This window comes from Oceanicoccus sagamiensis, assembly GCF_002117105.1.
Classification (GTDB): Bacteria; Pseudomonadota; Gammaproteobacteria; order Pseudomonadales; family Dasaniaceae; genus Oceanicoccus; species Oceanicoccus sagamiensis.
Genome location: NZ_CP019343.1, coordinates 1,542,435 through 1,563,653, shown reverse-complemented (window position 1 = coordinate 1,563,653; position 21,219 = coordinate 1,542,435). Strand labels below are relative to the sequence as shown.

Below are 21,219 nucleotides of genomic sequence, written 5' to 3'. Positions count from 1 at the left end.
GGCTATTTAAATTGCCCAGAGCAGGCTATTTCAGTGATCAATTGTTACAGAATGCCGTATAATGGCGCCTTTTGCCTTTAATGGCATCGATAAAGCTTGTGGTTATCATTCTAAATGGCAAATTCGTCAACAGATAAAGACGCTAGCGGCTGGTCAATATATAACCGGTTGCTGGCCTATAGTGCCCGTTATTGGCACTACTTCCTGATTAGCCTGTTGGGCTTCGCGGCTTATGCAGGTACCCAAAGTGCACTGGCCCATATGATGAAATACTTTGTCGATGGCCTGGAGAGCAAGGATGCCGACCTGGTGACCTTTATCCCCCTGGCGGTTATTGCAATTAGCGTGGTTCGGGGTGTGGGTTTTTTCCTGGGCAATTACTTTATGTCGCGGGTATCACTTAATGTCGTGAATGACCTGCGCAAGCAAATGTTTGACCATATGATGGTCTTGCCCAGTACGTTTCATGACCAAAAGAACTCGGGCGAACTGGTTTCAATGATCACCTATAACGTCAATCAGGTCACCAATGCAGCAACTAATGCCATAAAGGTGCTCTTTCGGGAGGGGCTTACGGTTATCGCTTTGCTCGCTTACCTGCTGTACCAAAACTGGCAATTAACCCTGATATTTTTGTTGGTGACCCCGGTGCTGGCAGGCCTTATCGTTTATACCAGCAAATTGTTCCGGCGCATGAGTGAAAAAATGCAGTCCTCTATGGGCAAGGTGACCCATGTTTCTAACGAGGCTATTCAGGGCTACCGCCTGGTGCGTAGCTATGGTGGGGAGGATTATGAAAAACAGCGTTTCCATGACGCTAGTAATAGCAATACTCGGCAGGGTCTAAAGTTTAGTCGCATAGCGGCTATCCAAACACCGGTATTTACCTTTTTACTCTCACTGGCCATCGCCGCCCTGATGTTTTTAGTGCTGTATATGGCCTCTGAAACGTCGGCCGGCGAGCTGGTCGCCTATGTGGTCGCCGCTGGTTTATTAGCCAAGCCTGTACGCCAGTTAAGCGAAGTCAATTCTTCTATTCAGCGAGGTATTGCCGCTTCAGAGTCCATCTTCGATTTGCTGGATACGGCCGCCGAAGAGGATGCAGGTAAGAAAACGGTGGGCCGTGTGAGTGGTGCTATTGAGTTTTCAGAGGTTTGTTTTAGCTATGAGTCAGGCAAGCCCGTTTTGCAGGATATTAATTTAACGATAGCCCCGGGGGAGACCGTTGCCCTGGTGGGCCGGTCCGGCAGCGGCAAGTCAACATTGGCCGCATTGCTGATGCGTTTCTATGAAATTGACAGCGGTAAAATCCTGCTGGATGGTTTACAATTGCCCGATTTTCAAATGGATAGCCTGCGTGAGCAAATGGCTCTGGTGAACCAGCAGGTGGTGCTTTTTAATGACACCGTTGCCAGCAATATCGGTTATGGCCAGCTTGCCAATGCTGATATGGCGGCTATCGAGGTGGCGGCTAGGGATGCCTCAGCACTGGAGTTTATCAATGACCTGCCTGAAGGTATGAATACGGTTGTTGGTGAGGACGGAACACGGCTCTCGGGGGGGCAAAGACAGCGCCTGTCAATTGCCAGAGCCCTATTGAAGGACGCGCCTATTTTAATATTAGATGAGGCGACATCGGCGCTTGATACTGAATCTGAGCGCAGCATACAAAAAGCGTTAGAAAATGTGATGAAAGGTAGAACGACCATTGTTATCGCTCATCGCCTGTCCACTATAGAGAGGGCTGACCGGATAGTAGTGATGGATCAAGGGAGGATTGTAGAGCAGGGTAAGCATGAGGACCTGTTGGCCAAGTCAGGCTATTACTCGATGCTTCAGTCAGCGGACTTTAAGTGATTAAAGGCCTATTTTTTAGTATGATTCTGATGCCTATATCTATCTGTAATTGCTTGGAATTTTAGTGCAGCCTACGGGCTTAACTAAGCAATTTTGTACGCCAGTTTTAATGGCCAATATTAATAAAATACAGGCGTTATTGAGCGTATTGGAAAATTATTTCATTGTAAGTCGCGCCGAAGTGGAAATATTCGGAGCGTTTATGGCCGATAAATAGTCAAATAAGGAAGAAAGGTTGAAAATTTTAGTCACAGGTGGTGCCGGATTTATCGGTAGCGCTGTTATACGTCATATCCTAAAAGACACCTCAAGTAGTGTTGTTAATGTCGATAAATTAACCTATGCGGGCAACCTGTCATCATTGGATGAGGTTCTGCCGTCCGAGCGTTATAGTTTTTGTCAGGTCGATATTTGTGACCCGCAGGCGTTAACATCTGTATTTGAAGACCATCAGCCAGATGGAGTTATGCATCTGGCCGCTGAGTCCCATGTCGATCGGTCGATTGATGGCCCGGGTGCTTTTATACAAACCAATATTGTTGGTACATATACTTTACTTGAAGCTGCCAGGGCCTATTGGCAAGGGCTTGATGCTTCGAAAAAAGAGGCCTTTTGTTTTCATCATATTTCTACCGATGAGGTTTATGGTGATCTTGCGGATACGGGGGCGCTGTTTACTGAGCAGACTCCTTATGACCCCAGCTCCCCATATTCGGCATCCAAGGCCGGTTCAGATCATTTGGTTAGAGCTTGGGAGCGCACTTACGGTTTTCCAGTGAGAGTCACTAATTGTTCCAATAACTACGGTCCCTACCACTTCCCCGAAAAGCTGATTCCCCATGTGGTTCTCAATGCGCTGCAAGGTCGGCCTCTACCTATTTATGGCGACGGCTCCCAAATCCGAGACTGGTTGTATGTGACCGACCATGCCAAAGCGTTATATAAGGTGTTTGTCGAAGGTGTTAATGGTGAAACTTATAATATTGGTGGGCATAACGAAAAAACTAATCTTGAAGTAGTTAAGTGTATTTGCGCCATATTAGAGGACCTTGCTGCCGACAACCCACACTCCGTGGCGAGTGGTAATGCCAGTGGTTTTGAGGGCTTAATCGAATATGTTGCCGATCGACCTGGCCATGATATTCGTTATGCAATTGACGCTTCAAAAATTCAACACGACTTGGGTTGGGTGCCAGAAGAAAGTTTTGAGACGGGGATAAGAAAAACCGTTGAATGGTATTTAAATAATCAGGGATGGTGGCAGGCAGTTATAGATGGTAGCTACAAGCTTGATAGGATTGGGGGAGAGGCATAATGAAGGGGATAATCTTAGCGGGAGGCTCGGGCACTCGGCTCTATCCATTGACCAAATCTGTCAGTAAACAAATTATTCCAATTTACGATAAGCCGATGATTTATTATCCGCTAAGTACTTTGATGCTGGCGGGAATTAAAGAGTTTTTGATTATCTCAACACCAAGGGATTTACCTGCGTTTAAAGAGCTGTTGGGCTCTGGTGAAGAACTGGGCCTGCAGATTGACTATGCTGTGCAACCATCGCCTGATGGTTTGGCTCAAGCCTTTATTATCGGCGAAGAATTTATTGGAAAAGATAGTGTGGCCTTGGTGTTAGGCGACAATATTTTTTATTCTCATAGCTTGCAGAAATCTCTGGAGGCGGCAGCGACAAAAGAACAGGGCGCCACAGTATTTGGTTATCATGTCAATGATGCCAAAGCCTACGGCGTGGTAGAATTTGATCCTGATGGCCGAGTGCTATCCATCGAAGAAAAACCGGTGGAGCCGAAATCTAATTATGCGGTGACAGGTTTATATTTTTACGATAACCGGGTTGTCGATATCGCTAAAAATGTTAAGCCTTCTCCCCGTGGTGAGTTAGAAATTACGGATATTAATAAAAAATATCTGGAAATGGGTGAGCTGGATGTCGAGTTACTGGGCCGCGGTGCGGCATGGCTTGATACCGGAACTATCGACAACCTGCTATCGGCTAGTCAGTTTGTTCAGACTATAGAAAAACGCCAGGGGCTAAAGGTTGCATGCCCTGAGGAGATTGCCTTTCGGATGGGGTACATTACTGCAGATCAGCTTAAAGCCTTGGCTGAGCCTTTGCGAAAAAGTGGCTATGGTGAATACCTAATTAGTGTGTTGAATGAGAAATTATATTGATGAATATAATAGAGACTACTATTCCGGATTTAAAAATTTTTGAACCTCAGGTGTTTGGGGATGAGAGGGGTTTCTTTATCGAGACCTTTCGTCAGTCCTATTTTGAGGAGTTGGGCCTAGATGTGCAATTTGTGCAGGACAATCATAGCTCTTCATCGAAAGGGGTATTGAGGGGGCTGCACTATCAAGTAAAAAAGCCGCAGGGCAAATTGGTCAGGGTTATTAAAGGTGAGGTTTATGACGTTGCCGTTGATCTTCGTAAAAGCTCCCCGACGTTTGGTCAGCATGTGGGGGTAAATTTGTCCGCCAAAAATAAACGTATTTTCTGGGTCCCTCCTGGTTTTGCGCATGGCTTTGTTGTGTTAAGTGATATGGCAGAGTTCGTTTATAAATGCACAGAGTATTATACGCCAGAATATGAGCGTTCGTTATTATGGAATGATCCTGCTTTAAATATAGATTGGCCAATTGACATTGAGCCTGAGCTTTCGGAAAAAGATAAAACAGCAAAATTACTAGTGGATGCAGAGGTGTATGCGTGACTCGTAATGCCTCTGCTCGAGTGATGATTGTTGGGAAAAATGGTCAGGTGGGCCAAGAGCTTGCAGATAGAGCTGAGACATTGGCGCTTGATTTCATTGCTTTTGGTTCTAATGAATTAGATGTCCGCAACCGTACTGCAGTATTGGCAGCCGTGAAAAAGTATCAACCTACAGTGCTAATCAATGCCGCAGCTTATACTGCCGTTGATAAGGCTGAAGAAGAAGAAGAGTTGGCTTATGCGGTTAATCGTGACGGAGTTGAAAACCTGGCATTAGCTTGTAAAGCGCAAAATAGCCTGCTAATTCATATCTCAACGGATTATGTCTTTGATGGCAGTAAAGAAACCGCTTACCTTGAGTCTGATCAGCCAAACCCTCGCAGTGTTTACGGTGCATCCAAGTATGCAGGTGAAGAAATTTTACAGTCCATTTGGCATAAGCATATCATCGTTCGTGTTAGCTGGGTGTTTGGTGTGAGGGGCAGTAATTTTGTAAAAACTATGTTGCGACTGGCTAATGACCGTGATCAGCTTTCTGTAGTCAATGACCAGTTTGGCGCCCCAACTTCAGCGAGGTTTATTGCGGCCGAAATCTTGAGAGTGGCTGGTTTGGAAGGCATTTACGGGCTATTTCATATGCCTTCTGGTCCATATGTCAATTGGTATGAATTTGCCAATGTGATTTTTGAAGAGGCCGTCGATTTAGGGTTGCTGGCAATAAGGCCGAAAGTACTTCCCATAGCATCAGATCAATACCCTACCGCGGCGGAGCGGCCAAAAAACTCGGAACTTTCATCAGAGTCGGGGCAGGGGGGATTTGAAACATGCCGATGGCGCGATGAATTAATATTGATGTTAAAGCAAATGCGCACTCTGCAGGAGCATTCTTAATGAGTGTCTACACTTCATTTGCTGATAATCGGTCACTAATATCAAAAATGGTGAGGCGAGAAATTGCGGGTCGTTACAAAGGGTCAGTACTAGGGGTTTTTTGGTCATTGATTAATCCAGTGATTATGCTGGCTGTTTATACCTTTGTCTTTAGCTTTGTATTTAATGCGCGATGGTCTATCGACTCTGGAAGTAAGACAGAATTTGCATTGGCTTTATTTATTGGGCTGATGACCCACAGCCTATTTTCAGAATGTATAAATAAAGCGCCGACACTCATTGTCTCGAATATTAATTATGTCAAAAAAGTGGTATTTCCGTTGGATATCTTTCCTTGGGTTAGCATGGGGGCGGCGATATTTCATTTTTTAATCAGTTTTGCTGTATGGGCCTGCATGTTTGCACTTGTAACCCACAGTTTTAATTGGACAGCTATTTTCCTGCCCATTATATTTTTTCCGTTGATACTTTTTACTGTTGGGTTGACATGGATTTTATCGTCTCTAGGGGTTTATTTACGCGATATCAGTCAAGTGACAGGCGTTATAACAACTGTCATGTTGTTTTTAGCGCCAGTTTTTTACCCGATATCTGCACTGCCAGAACAGTACCACATCTATATCTATGCCAACCCATTAACATTGATTATTGAGCAATCCAGAGATGTATTGATGTGGGGTGTCCTGCCGGATTTCAGAGCGCTGGCTATTGCGACTCTGATTGCTCTGGCGGTCGCGTTTTTGGGTTATTGGTGGTTTGACAAAACACGAAGAGGTTTTGCAGATGTCCTCTGATATCGCTATCTCAGTATCAGGTTTGAGTAAGTGTTATCAAATCTATGACCGGCCGCAGGATCGCCTGTTACAGATGCTCTTGCGCAATAAGAAGCAATATTATCAAGAATTCTGGGCGTTAAACGAAGCCAGCTTCGAAGTTAAAAATGGAGAAACTGTAGGTATTGTTGGTCGCAATGGTTCTGGCAAGTCGACATTGTTGCAAATTATCTGTGGTACGCTGACACCCTCATCAGGTGTGGTAAAAACTCAGGGCAGGATTGCTGCTTTGTTGGAGTTAGGGTCTGGCTTTAATCCAGAATTTACTGGTAGGGAGAATGTGTTTTTTAATGCATCAATCCTGGGGCTCGAAGAAGAAGAAACGGCTAGGCGTTTTGACGAAATAGCGGCGTTTGCTGATATCGGTGAATTTATAGATCAGCCTGTCAGTTCTTATTCCAGTGGCATGGTTGTCAGATTGGCATTTGCAGTGGCGATCAATGTCGATCCGGAAATATTGATTATTGATGAAGCGCTTGCGGTGGGGGATGAGCTGTTCCAGCGTAAATGTTTTTCGCGTATCGAGGCCATAAAAAAAACGGGAACAACAATACTGTTCGTATCTCATTCCTGCGCCACTATTGTCGAGCTGTGCGATCGTGTCATTTTACTAGAGGGCGGGGAGCAGCTGGCCATAGGGTCGCCCAAGCAGGTTGTTAGCCGTTATCAAAAGCTTATCTATGCGCCTGCTGAGAAACAGCAAGCTATTCGTGACGAAATTAAAGCTTCATTTGGGGGTACAGCTAACAGTTCGCTTGAGGTAAGTGTCAGGCAGCAGGAAGAGGCTGAAAAGTCCGAGACTTTACCGAATGATAGCCGTGATAATGATGGCATGGATGATAAATTTGACCCTGGTCTGAAGCCTGTGAGTACAGTTTATTATGAATCCATCGGGGCGAAAATTGACTCCTTTAAAATAGTAAACTCGGTAGGTGACCAGGTGAATCATCTGGTTCGGGGGCGAAGATATCGTTATACCTATACAGTTAGATTTGAGCAGGCACATTTTAATGTTCGATTCGGTATGATGATAAAGACATTAACAGGGTTAGATCTAGGCGGGGCAGTGTCGGCCTCGTCGTCGGGAGATGCTATAGATTGTGTTGAGCGAGGTCAGCAATGTATAGTCGAGTTTGATTTTCGCTGCTCTTTGAACCCCGGAACATATTTTTTAAACTCGGGAGTGCTGGCTGATGTGAATGGCGTAGAAAGCTATATTCACCGTGTTATTGATAGCACAATGTTCAAGGTGCAGCCAGAAACAGATGCGTTGTCGACCGGGGTAATAGATTTCGATTGCCAGCCGTTTTTTGAGCCATTGGAGCCAGAAAATTAATGCTTGTTGAAAGTGAACAGCAAGAGACTAAAAACAAAAAGCTAGTTCTTGTGCTGGGTATGCATCGCAGTGGAACCAGTGCGATTACGCACGCATTAACAACGATGGGGGTTGAGCTTGGCGATAGGTTGATGCCTGCTATTGACGGCAATAACGATAAAGGATTTTGGGAAGATCTTGATGTTAATGCCCTAAACATAAAAATGCTTGAGGCGCTGGATCGCGATTGGCACTATTTATTGCCAATTAGCGAAGAGGAAACCAATGCCCTGATCGAGAAGAGCTTTCTAAATCAGGCTGTTGAACTGCTGAAGAAGAAAATCGAAAAATTTTCTGTGTTTGGTTTGAAAGATCCCAGAATGGCCAAGTTGCAACCATTTTGGCAGCGAGTATTTGAGCGCTGCGATTTCGATGTTTATTATATCTTGCCAGTACGCAACCCCGCGAGTGTTACTGCTTCACTGCTGAAGCGGGATGCAATGCCTCTAGAAAAAGGTTATTTTCTTTGGGCAGAACATACCTTGGCAGCATTATTAGGCTCATCAGGCAAAAATCGAATTTTCATTGATTATGATCAGCTGCTTGGTTCGCCTGGCCAGCAGCTTGAACGCATGTCTAATTTTTTAGGTTTGGAAATCAACAGTGAAAAAGCCGCTGTTTATACAGATGAATTTCTGGAAACCAATTTACGCCATTCATCCTATTGCTTGAGTGATATACTCACAGCCCCCGAGTGCCCATCGTTGGTCGTGGAAATTTATCAAAGTCTCTTGATTGTTTTGGAGAAAGGTCAAGAAAGCGATGTGTTGAAGGCGAAAACGGAAAAATGGAAAAATTGTTTAGACTCCGATTCGATTTTATTAAAACTGGCGGATGGGCTGTCAAAAAAAATTGGAGAAGCGGAAAGGACAAGCGCTGATCAGGCGAGCCTGATAATAGCTTTGGAGCAGGAGATAGCTGTAAAGGCCAGCCATCTTGCTGATATTAAGACGGTACTTGAGGCTCAGGAAGCCCATATTGCTGATATTGAAAGAGTGCTTGAAGCTCAGGCAGGCCACATTACTGATACCGAAAGAGTGCTTGAGGCTCAGGCAGGCCAAATTGCTGATGCTGAAAGTGTAGCCGCGCTTCAGGCAAGTCACATTACTGATATTGAAAGAGTCGTTGAAGCTCAGGCTAATCATATTATTGATACCGAGCGGGTAACGTCTACCCAGGCAGATCATATTATCAATCTTGAAAGGGTGCTTGAGGCCCAGAAAAACCATATCGCAGATATCGAAAGAGTAACAGCTGCTCAGTTAGGGCATATAACGGATTACCAGCGAGTAACAACTAATCAGGAAGGCCATATTGCGGATCTAGAAAGGATGGTTACGACTCAGGGCAGTCATATCACCGATCTGGAAAAAGTCGCTGAAGCGCAGCGTAATCAGATTGTTAAGCTTGAGAAAATACTGACAGATGAGCAACAAAAAGCGGGGCTCTTGGAGGCCGAGCTGGAGAAGTTTAATAGCTTTCTATCAGGCAGCTATATTGCCAGGAAGTTATTTTTTTTGTATATGAAGAAACACTAAATTATTGGTTATGCTCAAAAAATATTTAGCCGGAATGTTTTTAATGTTGAAATTATATTAGCTTATGCTGACGGCGCTATTAAATGTATGGAAAATAAATAAATCATGAGTAATCAAAAAAATATCTTTGTCACGCAGCCGCTACTTCCTCCACTGGAAGAGTTTACACCATATCTGGAAAAAATATGGGAAAATAAGATTCTTACCAACAGTGGCCCATTTCACCAGCAGCTGGAACAGGAGCTGAGTGAGTACTTGGGAGTGAAGAATATATCGTTGTTTACCAATGGCACCATTGCGCTGGTTACAGCTCTGCAGTCGTTACGTATTACTGGAGAGGTGATAACAACACCCTATTCCTTCGTAGCAACAGCACACTCTTTGCTTTGGAATGGCATTAAGCCGGTCTTTGTTGACATTGACCCCGAAACATTGAATATGGATCCCTCAAAAATTGAAGCTGCAATAACACCACAAACAACCGCCATAATGCCTGTTCATTGTTACGGTCATCAATGTGATGTCAAAGCGATTCAAGAGATTGCAGATACCTACAATCTAAAAGTAATTTATGATGCAGCGCATGCATTTGGAGTCAGCGATAGTCAGGGGAGTATATTGAACTATGGCGATCTCTCGGTATTAAGTTTCCATGCAACAAAAGTTTTTAATACGATTGAAGGAGGGGCAATTATCTCTCCGGATGCTAAGACAAAGCAGCGGATTGATAACCTTAAAAATTTTGGCATTGTTGATGAGTCAACAGTTGTTGCTCCAGGAATCAACGGTAAGATGAGTGAGATTAATTCTGCTTTTGGACTGATGCAGCTAAAGTATATCGATGATGCTATCGCTCAAAGAAAACATATAAGCCTTACTTATCGTGAAGCGCTTGAGCCTGTTGTGGGCATCCGTTGTGTAGGGCCATTTGATGATCAAAAATCTAATGGTGCGTACTTCCCCATACTCGTAGACCCGGATTTCCCTCTTACCAGAGATGAACTCTATGAAAAGTTAAAGAGTAACAATATCAACCCAAGAAGATATTTTTATCCGCTGATTTCCGATTTCCCTATGTATAGGGGGCTTCCGTCTGCGCAGAAGGGCAACTTGATGGTGGCTGAGTCTGTAGCGGAGAGGGTGCTGTGTTTGCCGCTATACCCCAGTCTTTCATTGGCTGATGTGAATCGCGTTGTTGAAGTGATTACTGAGACTTGATATTTACTTTCAGGTTACGTTCATAAATAGTTTTTAAGAGTTAATACTGTATGGCATGTTTATCGCCTGATGAAGTAAAGAAGATAGGTTTTCGATGTGTTGGGGATAACCCACGAATTTCTGATAAAGCGTCTTTTTATAATCCTGGAAATATTTCTTTGGGAAACAATGTACGCATTGATGACTTTTGCGTGTTCTCAGCGGGTGAGGGCGGGATAATACTCGGCGACTATATCCATGTAGCGGTATTTTCTTCTTTTATAGGGCGAGGAAAAATAGCGCTGTCAGACTTTTGCAATATATCATCAAGAGTATCAGTTTATTCAAGCAACGATGATTATTCAGGGCAGTCCATGACCAATCCTACAATTCCCGAAGCCTTTACCGCTGTGGATCACGCAGATGTTTATTTTGAGAAGCATGTCATTGTGGGCTGTGGCAGCGTTGTCTTGCCTGGTATCACGTTACGGGAAGGATGTGCAATTGGTGCCCTTAGTTTGGTCTCTGCAGATTGTGATGCTTTTTCAATCTATGCGGGAAACCCCATTAAGCGAATAAAGTCACGAAGCCGTGACTTGCTTTCCATTGAAGATGAATTTTTAAAGTCTAAATAATGTTAGGTGTTTAAGATGTACATAAAAGAGAGCTTTCCCTATAAACTCAGTATTCTGCTTGTCACATATAATCATGAGAAACATATACGGCAAGCGCTAGATGCTCTTATATCTCAAGAGTTCGATGGGAAAATTGAACTTGTTATTGCGGACGATTGCTCGACGGATTCAACGTTGAGCATTATTGATGAATATAAAGAAAAAGATCCACGATTTGTTTTTGAGTATCTCGACGGTGAGACTAACTTGGGCATCACCAGAAACTATCAGCGTGGATTTTCTGCTTGTTCTGGCGAATATATTGCCGTACTGGAAGGCGATGATTACTGGTCAACCCCCAAAAAACTTAAATCCCAGATTGAGTTTCTTGATACACATTGGGAGACTTCAATGTGTTCGGTTAACTATTTTGTCTATCAAGAGGAGATATCGCACTTTTACCCTAGAACAACAGTGGGTACAGGTCATAAGCTTATCAGCGCAAGAGATTTAATTGCTGACAACTTGGTTGGCAACTTTTCAACGTGTATGTATCGTAATTCTGTAGTTAAAAGCTTAAAGGAAGAGCTTTATTCGATACGGTCATATGATTGGATCGTCAATATTTGTGCTGCAGAAAAAGCTATGATTGGCTTTTTAGAGGAGCCGATGTCGGTTTACAGGCTTCATGGAAATGGTGTTTGGTCTCAATCACCAGATGTGGAAAAACTGCAAACGCAATTAGATCTAATACCCTTATACGATAAATTGACAGAGCAGATATATCATCATGAATTTAGTGTTTTAGCTCATAGGTTACAAGAAAATATCCTGGCATTAAATATTACCGATTTAGCACAGCCCATTCTACAGCCGGCTGAGAAGGGCAGGGTAGTGTTAGTAGATATTATTCCGCCAATCTTGTTATCAGCTATTAGATTATTAACGCCGCCGATCATTAAACGACTTATATTAAAAGCGACACCTAGGGGTGTTTTATGAGTGGCCCAATTGTATCGGTTATTATGGCTACCTATAATCATGCTGATTTTGTACAGGAAGCCATTGAAAGTGTTCTACTACAGGACGGTGTTGAATTTGAATTTTTGATTGCAGATGATGGCTCATCTGATGCAACCAGGGATGTGGTTGCATCAATTATTGACCCTAGAATCAAGTTTTTCCCCAATACGGTCAATCGTGGTGCCTGTGTAGTAACCAATGAACTGATAGCCAAGTCATCAGGCAAATATATTGCTTTAATGAACTCGGATGACTCGTGGGTTGATAAAGACAAATTGTCATACCAAGTCAAAGTGTTAGAAGATATGCCTAATGTTGGCGCCTGTTTTGGTAAGGCGCAGTTTGTCGATGTCAACGGAGATAGGATTGAAAAGTCTTCACTTGCCTTTGGTACAGCCTTTGACAAAGAGAACCGTAGTCAGGGGCAGTGGTTAAGATATTTTTTCGACTTCGGGAACTGTATCTGCCACCCATCAATGCTTATCCGTCGTTCATGTTATGAAAGTGTGGGCGTCTATAATAACAGATTAAGACAGTTACCCGATTTTGATATGTGGATAAGGTTAGTTAAACACTATGATATTTATATTTCTGATCGTGAGTTGATAAATTTTAGAGTCCTGCCTGGGGAGAATGCCAGTAGTCAGACCTCTGAAAATTCTATTAGAACCATTAATGAGCATTACATTATTGCGAATACATTTTTTGATAATGTTTCAAGCCAAATTCTTATTGATGGCTTTTCAGATCTGCTTGTTTTTAAAGATATCCCTAGCCGTACCCACCAAGATATTGAAATTGCAAAATTATTTCTTATTGAGAATCAGTGGCTTGGTAAGCCCTATAAAATGATTGGCTTGTCGAAAATGTTCAATTTATTTAATAGCGCTAAGCATATTGAAGTTTTAGAAAAAGAATATGGTCTTGATGACCGCTGGTATCAAAAGATTATGAGTGAAGTCGATGTTCTCAGGCCTAAATTTGTTGCTGAAGTCAAAGATAAAGCGAGAACGCTAAAATCTATATTACTATATCCAAAATATTTATTATTGAAGTTTTTTAAGCGCAGTTTTAGCTAATAATTAAATAAGGCCTGTCACTTATAGGATGGCCCAGTAGTTTCTGGGAACAGAGTAAATGCGAGTCCCCAGAGATATTGGCTCTGGCCAATGGAACAGTTGTAAAGCGTATAAACGCTGAAATTTGAGGTCTATATAAGATGAATTGGAGTAAGAGATACCTCCCTATATTTGCACTATTTGTGCTTGCTATATCTCAGCCATTATTTGATTTATTTTCCAAAAATATTGAATTTTTTGTAGCCTGGAAAATGGGACCCTTGGATATCGTTTATACCATGGTCCTGATTTATATCCTCCTGCCAATATTAGCTATCACTATTGTCGGGATAATAAGAGCTGTGCATAAGCCTACCAGTGAGGCTGTTGAAATAGTATTTGTCTTTACATTGTTGCTTTTTTTCATTATTCAGCAGTTGAAATTATTCGACGCTATAGGTGCCAATACTCTGCTGTTGATTGCTTGTGCCATAGCATTACTTATATTGGCTTTTTTCCTAAAAAAACCGGTATTGAAAAAATTCCTGATCTACTTTGCAGTCCTCTCTCCGTTGTTCCCTGCGATGTTTGTTTACCAGTTATATGCAGCCGGATTTTATGGCGCTGGGGATCTCTATGTATCAGATGAGACAAGTGGTGATCGACCCCCGCCGATTGTGATGATTGTTTTTGATGAGTTGCCATTAATTACTTTACTAGATAAAAAGGGCTTATTAGATGATGTTCGATTTCCTGCCATATCGGCTTTAGCCAGAGAGGGTGTTTGGTACCCCAAGGCTGAGTCCGCTGGAGTTCATACTACGGAGTCAATTCCGGCTTTGATGTCAGGCACACTAAAAGAAGAGACAACATTACCTAATTTTAATAATTACCCTATCAACATATTTTCTTTGCTCGGAGGAAAATACGATCTGATTGTCACTGAAAACGGTACGAGTCTATGCCCCAGCATATATTGTGAAGAAGCTGAAATTGCACTTGATATTATGTGGCCGGGGATAGCTTATGATATTGGTTTGACTTATCTTCATGTAATTACTCCTTTGGGGTTAGATGAATTTTTACCGCAGATTAACCACAAATTAAATGATTTTGGTAGTTTCGTTGCATCAGCCGGTTCTTTGGAAAGTGACATTGATATGGATGCACGGATTAGTACGCATAATCAATTCTTACAAAAGATTAAGGGCCAAAATAGCAATAAGCCAGCATTATATTTCTACCATAACTTGATACCTCATTACCCGTGGATATTTTCTCCGTCAGGCAAAAAATATACAACGGGCATTGCTACACCGGGTTTATCTAAAGAACAGTGGTCAGATAATCAATGGCATACTGTTCAAGGCTATCAGCGTCATATATTCCAAACTATGTACGCGGATAAAATGCTGGGTGAAATTATTACTGCTCTCAAGGAAAAAGGAGTGTTTGATGACGCGCTTATTATTTTTACCAGTGATCACGGTGTAGGATTTTGGCCAAACTCTTATAGACGTCTATCGCGCAAAAAATTTGAGCAACTAGATGAAACAACTGCTAAAGCTGATTTTTTATCGGTCCCCCTCATTGTGAAATACCCAAAATCGAGCAAAGTGGGTGTGTCCGATAGCAAATTTCCTGCCACTGATATTATCCCAACAGTAGCGGAAATTGCCAAGGTTAAAGTGCCCCCTTCATTAAAGGGAAAATCACAATTAGGTGTTGAAAACCTTGTTACATTGAATAAAGAAATAGGTGCAGTGGATTTAATAAGTCACCCATCATTACTCAGAAAAATTACCCTTTTTGGTGATAGAGATATAAAAGGACTTTATAAGGCTGGGGTTTCAGGTTCAAAAGTCGGTACGAGGATTGAGGGTGATGAAGCAACGGGGGCTTTATGGGGGAGGGTGCTTGTTGCCAATGCAGAAAAGTATAATAACCTGGACCTGTCTTCTAGCTTTATTCCCTTGAAGCTTTCTGGCGAGATACTTGGCGGCACAAACAATGATAAGAAGCCGGAGATACAATTATTCGTTGCTATTAATAACGAAATTTGTGGCTCAACACAGACATATTACGGCATGAAAAAAAATCCATTGTTTGATGTTATATTGCCCATTGGCTGTTTTAAATCTGGTGCAAATCAAATAAAAATTCTCCAGAGAGATGAAGCAGATGCAGAAAAGCTACTGCTGGTCTACACCAGTGGTGACGATACATATGGCGTCCGTCATGAGGGTTTTATTCGGCTTAGAAATGGCGATGTTTTAAAACAAAGTGACAAAGCAATTCAAGGTAGTGTTGATTCTTTTTCTTATAGTGAGGAAACAGGGCTAATTACAACATGGGGATGGGCTGCAGATATCAAAGCTGGGGAGCCTGCTGACTATATGCTTTATAGCGTTGGAGAAAAAGTTTATTTCGGATCAGATATCTTTTTTGCTAGAAAGCCTTTAGCTAAATATTATAAGAACGACAATCTAACTATTTCAGGTTTCAGTTTTACTCTCTCAGAGAGTCTTCTTGCTGGACAGACAATAGAAATGATACCCGTCATGAAAAATGGAGTGTATGGCAGCCTCTCGATGAAAAAATTTAGTGATGTTTTCGCCGCCATGGATAAGCGTCGTGAAATCTTAACTACGATAACAGGCGGAGGAGTACCTGGTGACAAAGTATTAGTTGCTGAATACGAAAATGTGAAACTTAAAAGTGTGGAAGATGGCCAGCCTGTATTATACCTTGCCAACAAACCAGGGCTTCAAGTAACAAGTACACGCTCAATAATGGACGGTTATTTAGATTGGTTGTCTCTAAAAAATGGAGAGCTTGTATTTGAAGGTTGGGCGGTTGATTTGGTGGAGACGAGCCCAGCTAGTAGCATCCTTATCTTTAAGGGGGAAGAATTAGTTTGGCAAGTTAGGCCGACCTATAAAAGAGAGGGTGTTGTTAAAGCTTATAACGCCCCCGCGCTATTAGCTAGTGGCTTCATTGCTCCGGTGCCTCTAGATATTTTTCGATCTACGCTTGGAGATATTCGTGTTATTGCTATGTATAAAGATAAGAGGGCCTTTGAACTACATATAAAAGACCCCATAGACAATTGATCAATAATGCTCTTTCAGCTGAAAAATGATGTTGTCCATTGAAAAGCGTTAGGCACGTCTAAGTATTTTAACTCAATCTGCCTTATGGTAGAAAATTTTAAATGTTGATATGAGTTAGTAGTCTGTTGGGCATTGTCATTAAGTTTGAAATAAAACTATCAGGGTAAAAAATAGTAACGGTGGGTTTCAACATAGCAATCGACAGGTAAGCCTATGGACAAGTATTTTTCAAAGTTTGATATTCAAATTTATTGCATTGTTAGTATTTTCGGGCTTATCTCTTTTGCCCTTATGCATGATGTACCTCGATCTGGTGATGAGTGGTCATATGTGAATGCGGCAAAAGGGGTTGCTGAATACTTAAAAAGCTTAATCGGGCTTTCAGATACAGCAGCGGTCGATATTAGGACTGGTCTGATTGGCTATGGTTACTTTATGCCAGGCTTGCCGATATTGATCTCCCCTGTGTATTTATTTTTAGGAGAATCTGCGCCATTAGTTTTTGTCAGAGTTTATTTATTACTTATTAATCTTAGCCTGCTGGTATTAATCAGCAAGAAGATTGGACGTGCTCTCTCACAAAAGGCTGCGCTAATCAATTTACTGATCTGCCTGTCAATTCCCTACTACATTGCTTTTCTATCGGCCATATGGAGCGAACTGCTTGGTTTGCATCTTGCTGTATTATTCCTGTTACATCTTGATGAAAAGATGCAACTAGGTAGAACGTTATCAGCAGATATTGCAGCATATTGGATCAGTTTGCTTTGTTATATCCGTGCTATTTATCCCTCGATTATTTTTGTCGTTTTAGCCAGTTGGATATTGGCAAAGCTACAGCATACTTCAGTGAAGCTGAGTGATTGTCGCGATATTGTGCGGCGGTTTTTGGTGATGTTCTTGATATGCGCAGGCCTATTGTCGCCCTGGCTTATAAGCGTTAGTGAGTTATACGGCCCAAATTTTCTTGTGACCTCTAGTGGAATGAGCCATTTTGTGCATAATGCAGATGAGCAGTATGTAGCAGAGGCTAAGGAAGCAAAATCTGGATACAAAGGAATATGGTCCTCAATTCATGAGTATATTAGCTACCGAGCTTATGACAACCACATACCATTTGCAGATCAATTACAGCTCGACAAAGAACGCTATTTGGTTCGTCAAAGCTTGGATGAGCGTTTAAAGAGTATTTCAGCCTATGCCAAGGCCTACTTTGCACTGAATTCAGATTCAGCTAATAAGTTTTTAAAGCGTTTCGAAAAACTTAGCTGTATAGGCGAAGATTGTGAACCCAATAGTTTATTCGGCGTAGCCAAGGCAATAAATTCCTTCAGTTGGCCAATATTGTTTATATCGGGAGCGGTACTATTCTTCCTGCCAATGGGAGTTTCCCAATCGGGTAGTTATTTTATGCCTTTTATGTGGAAAGGAATGCTATTTATTCTTTTTCTTGTCCCTTTTCTGAGTACGCCGCACTCCAGGTATTATATTCAATTTGTTCCTTTGTTTGGTATTGGTATCGGCGTTTTGTTATCGGGCGGTGTAAGATTTTATTGGAAAGGTGATAGTTTCGATATTTCTAATGTTTTAGTGGGTCTTGGCCAAATTTTAGCTATCGCCATGGTTCTTATAACAATTGGGATTTTGGTTTCTTTTTAAAATTGATATCAGTTGCGGACTAATGATGCTAAACATTTATGTTGCCGATAGCATATAAACTATCAGTAATTTGAGTAGATTTAATATGTTAAAAATATTTATAAAACTGCTCCCTTGGTGTGTTAGCTTTGGGAGCCTGATTTACATCATTAATTATTTTCCATTTTCAGAAAGTATTTTGGGCCTTAGTTCTGTATCGCTGCCCTTTTTTATACTGGCAATGCTGATTACCAGTATTAACTTTTTTATCCGAGGTGTTCGTTGGCGGCTTTTTCTGAATGGTGGCTCGACAATGCAGTTAACAGCATATGGTGCTATCGGCTTGGCATTGAATGCGGTTTTGCCAGGAAAAATCGGAGAGATAACCCGTGTAATTCTAGCCTCTAAGTTGCCAGGCTCAAGTACGGGACGAGCTACGATGTCCATTCTCATTGAAAGGTTCCTTGATTTAATTGTTTTAGTAACTTTGGTGTGGTTGGCCTTTTGGTACATTGGCTTTAGCGATAGCCAACTTGGCCAGGAACTTATAAAAACAGCAGACTTTTTACTTGTTTTATGTGTCGTGCTGTTCGGCGGAATTGCGCTAGTCTCTAATAAAAAAATGAATCAATATATATCAACATTAGTCGATCGTGTATTTGTAAAAATGCGGAAAATTGCAATTTTTCTTACTCGCTTGATCAAAGATGCGGGAGAAATTTCTGAAAATATTTCTTATAGAAACAGTATTTATGGACTTGTTATAACCTTTGTTGTCTGGCTTATTGTTGCGTTTTCAATACAGCTTGTTGCCATCGCTACTCCAGGTATAAACTGTAGTTTTTCTGCTGCTTTGGCAATTGCTTCCATAACAACCCTTGCATCAGCATTACCCTCTGCACCAGGTGCATGGGGAGTTTATGAAGCCGCCGGCGTGCTAATTGCTACTAAAGTTACGGAGTATAATAATCTCAGTGCGGTAGGCACTTTTATTCTTTGCTCACACTTAGTTCAATATTTGCCGGTATTAATTGCTGGAGTCATCTCATGGTTGATGACCAAAAAGACGCCATCTCATACCGGTTTATAGTGCGAATTTAATCTCGAACTCCGGTATATCGGTAATAAAATTTATAAAGAAATTTTTAAGAAAACTATTCTTGTGGAATGTTGGTCTCTGATTTGTTTGTATAATAACTAACATATCCAAGGGAGCTTTCATGCCTCTTGTGGTTTCTCAAGATAGTGGCGCTTCGTTTGTCGGAAAAAAAGTGTTTTTCTACTTCTGTTTGATGATATAAACCTGGCATTACATTTAGAAAAATAAATGTGTCAGTTAATTTGAGTTCATTCATGGATTCTAGGCCATGCATAGTATGAAGATGAGCCCTAAGGTCTTCACGAATTCTGCATTTTTTTAGAAGTTCATACCCGGAAAGTTTTTCACATACTGACTTCACGTCTGAAAATGGAACCGTTCCGAAATTTGGCATAAATATAAGGTTTTTTCTATCAAAACCATTCTCAAGAATAAATTTCAAGCGTATGGCATCATTATTTCTTTGGTTATAAAAAATGACAATCCTGTCCGATGGGGCGGTATGTTCGGCAATAGAATGAAACCATTTGTTTAGCATTCTACTCTCTTCTGCATAGGCTGTTGCCCGAAAATTGACTCCCCAGGTTTTTGCAGAAAGAAATGCTAATAATATAAAAAATAACAAAATATTTTTAAGCGTGAAAAAGGGGAAGCCATTCAATTCACTATCTTCGTTGGTACTATTCTTAATATGTACTGGGCGGGCCAGTCTAAAAAGAATAAGTATTAAGAATGAAAAACCAAATATTGCTGGGTATAAATACCTTTCTGGGTGGACATGTAGCGTTTTCGGACTCGATATAAAGCCTGACTTTGAATAAAGAAGAAGCTGCGGTACTACGATTAATACAAATAAAAGTATAGGGAAAACAAAGCTGATTCTTTGAGCTTTAAACGCATTAGAAAAGTTTTTTGTAATAATTAGCGGCGATGTAACAAAGATAGTTGCTAGTAGCACCAAGCCCAAATCATTCAGTTCTATAAGCTGGGATAATGCCAATAAAATAGGTGTAAAATTGAAGCCTTCCCAGCCGGCATATCCAAAAGTAGTTTTACCAATTCCGTATTTGATCAGTATTAATTCAGCAATGCATACAACAATCAAAATAATGGAAGCTGGCAGGCAAAATAAGATACTTTCTTTGATGCTTTCTTGGTTACTTATGTTTACTAGCCATATTCTGCATAGAACCATTGCCGGTAGGATAAGAATAAAGCTTTCCTTTGATAATGAAGCCGCGATTGCAAACACGACATGCAGCACAGTGTAAACCAATTGAGTTTTGTTTGAGTTGCTATAAACACTGCGTGCCATGAATAGTAATGAAACTGATAGTATCATCATCCCAATACCTTCACCTTGTATGAGCTTCCAGAACGTTACTGACTGGGCGCCTAGCATGGTAAATATGGCGAAGCCCATCGACTCTAAACAGTTGAACTTTAAGGTTCTTGCAAAAAGATAGAGAAAAAATGCCGTAAGCACTCCAATTAAACCGGAGTATAGCCTCCAGATAATAATATTTTTCTCGAATAAATGTACTTCAGTAACCTTATGAACCAAAAACAACGGAACAAAGCGGTTATAGTTTTCAATACGACTATCCAGGTGATCATTTAAGGTGCCTACGAAGCCCTTATGATTGATTTCAGTGTGTAATTTATAGATCTGGTTATCATCAACGATACGTGGACCAGTATCGCTTAAATTACCACTTGTCCAAAGAAGCCCAATTATGAGGCAGAAAAGAAAGAGGAATACAAATGAGTCAATTATCTTTGTTGAGCTAATCATGGCAAGTTACACGGTATTGGTCGTAAACGCGATTCATAATCGAGTACATATCAGTTAGATTCTGCTAAAAAAGCTTTTTGAATAAAATACTATGGAGTACAACAGTTTGATCAATGATTAGTACGCCCCATTTTTTCATTAATCTTTCTAAATTGGCAGGCCTTTTTATTGCTCTGCCAGGCACCGGATAGTAATTAGCGCACTGAAAATTAAGGAAGAGATGAAAAAGATTGTTGACTTCCAGTTCCATCTTCAGATGGAGACGATGATGTAATAGAATTCCATTCAGCCCTCACAGAATGCCAGATTTATGCTATAAAGACAACTCTTGGCCTCTGGAATAAGGGCTTTCTTGGGGGGATTAGGGCGTATATACTCATCACTCCTAATGTGAAGTCTGAGACTGGATTCTTTCAAAAATGTACGAGATTAGAACTTCATAACAGCGCCGATTACT

Annotated in this window: 16 protein-coding genes; 15 read left to right on the top strand and 1 reads right to left on the bottom strand. The window is 41.4% G+C overall.

Annotated elements, in window-relative coordinates; all coding sequences use genetic code 11:
* The first annotated feature begins 114 nt into the window (after nt 1-114).
* The 15 genes from msbA (at nt 115) to BST96_RS06950 (ending at nt 18,958) form a co-directional block, all read left to right on the top strand.
* On the top strand, nt 115-1,857 hold the full coding sequence (gene msbA, locus BST96_RS07020; protein WP_085758014.1) for a lipid A export permease/ATP-binding protein MsbA: 1,743 nt from the start codon (nt 115-117) through the stop codon (nt 1,855-1,857).
* A gap of 235 nt (nt 1,858-2,092) precedes the next feature.
* A complete protein-coding gene (gene rfbB, locus BST96_RS07015) occupies nt 2,093-3,172 on the top strand; it encodes a dTDP-glucose 4,6-dehydratase (protein ID WP_085758013.1) in 1,080 nt (359 codons plus the stop codon).
* Nucleotides 3,172-4,047 (top strand): glucose-1-phosphate thymidylyltransferase RfbA, encoded by an 876-nt coding sequence (rfbA, locus tag BST96_RS07010; protein ID WP_085758012.1) that lies wholly within the window; start codon nt 3,172-3,174, stop codon nt 4,045-4,047. The genes rfbB and rfbA overlap by 1 nt, the downstream gene beginning before the upstream one ends.
* Nucleotides 4,047-4,589: a dTDP-4-dehydrorhamnose 3,5-epimerase gene (gene rfbC, locus BST96_RS07005; RefSeq protein WP_085758011.1), complete on the top strand. Its 543-nt coding sequence runs from the start codon at nt 4,047-4,049 to the stop codon at nt 4,587-4,589. The genes rfbA and rfbC overlap by 1 nt, the downstream gene beginning before the upstream one ends.
* Before the next feature lie 23 nt (nt 4,590-4,612).
* A complete protein-coding gene (gene rfbD / locus BST96_RS07000; protein WP_240554934.1) occupies nt 4,613-5,479 on the top strand; it encodes a dTDP-4-dehydrorhamnose reductase in 867 nt (288 codons plus the stop codon).
* Nucleotides 5,479-6,273, top strand: coding sequence for an ABC transporter permease (locus BST96_RS06995; RefSeq protein WP_085758009.1), 795 nt, complete (start codon nt 5,479-5,481; stop codon nt 6,271-6,273). The genes rfbD and BST96_RS06995 overlap by 1 nt, the downstream gene beginning before the upstream one ends.
* Complete coding sequence (locus BST96_RS06990; protein ID WP_085758008.1) at nt 6,263-7,648, top strand: ABC transporter ATP-binding protein; 1,386 nt, start codon at nt 6,263-6,265, stop codon at nt 7,646-7,648. Before BST96_RS06995 ends, BST96_RS06990 begins: the two co-directional genes overlap by 11 nt.
* The gene (locus BST96_RS06985) at nt 7,648-9,225 is read left to right on the top strand and encodes a hypothetical protein (protein ID WP_085758007.1); all 1,578 of its coding nucleotides are present in this window, start codon (nt 7,648-7,650) and stop codon (nt 9,223-9,225) included. Before BST96_RS06990 ends, BST96_RS06985 begins: the two co-directional genes overlap by 1 nt.
* A 105-nt stretch (nt 9,226-9,330) precedes the next feature.
* Nucleotides 9,331-10,443: a DegT/DnrJ/EryC1/StrS family aminotransferase gene (locus BST96_RS06980; protein ID WP_085758006.1), complete on the top strand. Its 1,113-nt coding sequence runs from the start codon at nt 9,331-9,333 to the stop codon at nt 10,441-10,443.
* A gap of 50 nt (nt 10,444-10,493) precedes the next feature.
* Nucleotides 10,494-11,057, top strand: a complete 564-nt coding sequence (locus BST96_RS06975) for an acyltransferase (RefSeq protein WP_085758005.1) — start codon at nt 10,494-10,496, stop codon at nt 11,055-11,057.
* A 15-nt stretch (nt 11,058-11,072) separates the two neighbouring features.
* Nucleotides 11,073-12,038, top strand: coding sequence for a glycosyltransferase (locus BST96_RS06970; protein ID WP_085758004.1), 966 nt, complete (start codon nt 11,073-11,075; stop codon nt 12,036-12,038).
* Nucleotides 12,035-13,138 carry a glycosyltransferase gene (locus BST96_RS06965; RefSeq protein ID WP_085758003.1) on the top strand — a complete coding sequence of 368 codons (1,104 nt, stop codon included), beginning with the start codon at nt 12,035-12,037 and terminating at the stop codon, nt 13,136-13,138. Before BST96_RS06970 ends, BST96_RS06965 begins: the two co-directional genes overlap by 4 nt.
* A gap of 140 nt (nt 13,139-13,278) precedes the next feature.
* Nucleotides 13,279-16,230, top strand: coding sequence for a sulfatase-like hydrolase/transferase (locus BST96_RS06960; RefSeq protein WP_085758002.1), 2,952 nt, complete (start codon nt 13,279-13,281; stop codon nt 16,228-16,230).
* Between the two features lie 213 nt (nt 16,231-16,443).
* Nucleotides 16,444-17,889 (top strand): hypothetical protein, encoded by a 1,446-nt coding sequence (locus BST96_RS06955; protein ID WP_085758001.1) that lies wholly within the window; start codon nt 16,444-16,446, stop codon nt 17,887-17,889.
* 85 nt (nt 17,890-17,974) lie between these two features.
* A complete protein-coding gene (locus BST96_RS06950; protein ID WP_085758000.1) occupies nt 17,975-18,958 on the top strand; it encodes a lysylphosphatidylglycerol synthase transmembrane domain-containing protein in 984 nt (327 codons plus the stop codon).
* A 64-nt stretch (nt 18,959-19,022) separates the two neighbouring features.
* On the opposite strand, the gene BST96_RS06945 is transcribed toward BST96_RS06950, so the two are convergent.
* Nucleotides 19,023-20,762, bottom strand: a complete 1,740-nt coding sequence (locus tag BST96_RS06945; RefSeq protein ID WP_085757999.1) for a hypothetical protein — start codon at nt 20,760-20,762, stop codon at nt 19,023-19,025.
* Nucleotides 20,763-21,219 lie beyond the last annotated feature (457 nt).

Excerpts from the sequence above, each read along its gene's own strand:
- BST96_RS06975 (WP_085758005.1), top strand. The coding sequence starts at position 10,494 with ATGGCATGTTTATCGCCTGATGAAGTAAAGAAGATAGGTTTTCGATGT.
- BST96_RS06955 (WP_085758001.1), top strand. The coding sequence starts at position 16,444 with ATGGACAAGTATTTTTCAAAGTTTGATATTCAAATTTATTGCATTGTT.
- BST96_RS06990 (WP_085758008.1), top strand. The coding sequence starts at position 6,263 with ATGTCCTCTGATATCGCTATCTCAGTATCAGGTTTGAGTAAGTGTTAT.
- BST96_RS06995 (WP_085758009.1), top strand. The coding sequence starts at position 5,479 with ATGAGTGTCTACACTTCATTTGCTGATAATCGGTCACTAATATCAAAA.
- rfbD (WP_240554934.1), top strand. The coding sequence starts at position 4,613 with ATGATTGTTGGGAAAAATGGTCAGGTGGGCCAAGAGCTTGCAGATAGA.
- BST96_RS06965 (WP_085758003.1), top strand. The coding sequence starts at position 12,035 with ATGAGTGGCCCAATTGTATCGGTTATTATGGCTACCTATAATCATGCT.
- rfbA (WP_085758012.1), top strand. The coding sequence starts at position 3,172 with ATGAAGGGGATAATCTTAGCGGGAGGCTCGGGCACTCGGCTCTATCCA.
- BST96_RS06960 (WP_085758002.1), top strand. The coding sequence starts at position 13,279 with ATGAATTGGAGTAAGAGATACCTCCCTATATTTGCACTATTTGTGCTT.
- msbA (WP_085758014.1), top strand. The coding sequence starts at position 115 with ATGGCAAATTCGTCAACAGATAAAGACGCTAGCGGCTGGTCAATATAT.
- BST96_RS06980 (WP_085758006.1), top strand. The coding sequence starts at position 9,331 with ATGAGTAATCAAAAAAATATCTTTGTCACGCAGCCGCTACTTCCTCCA.
- BST96_RS06945 (WP_085757999.1), bottom strand. The coding sequence starts at position 20,762 with ATGATTAGCTCAACAAAGATAATTGACTCATTTGTATTCCTCTTTCTT.
- BST96_RS06970 (WP_085758004.1), top strand. The coding sequence starts at position 11,073 with ATGTACATAAAAGAGAGCTTTCCCTATAAACTCAGTATTCTGCTTGTC.
- BST96_RS06950 (WP_085758000.1), top strand. The coding sequence starts at position 17,975 with ATGTTAAAAATATTTATAAAACTGCTCCCTTGGTGTGTTAGCTTTGGG.
- rfbC (WP_085758011.1), top strand. The coding sequence starts at position 4,047 with ATGAATATAATAGAGACTACTATTCCGGATTTAAAAATTTTTGAACCT.
- BST96_RS06985 (WP_085758007.1), top strand. The coding sequence starts at position 7,648 with ATGCTTGTTGAAAGTGAACAGCAAGAGACTAAAAACAAAAAGCTAGTT.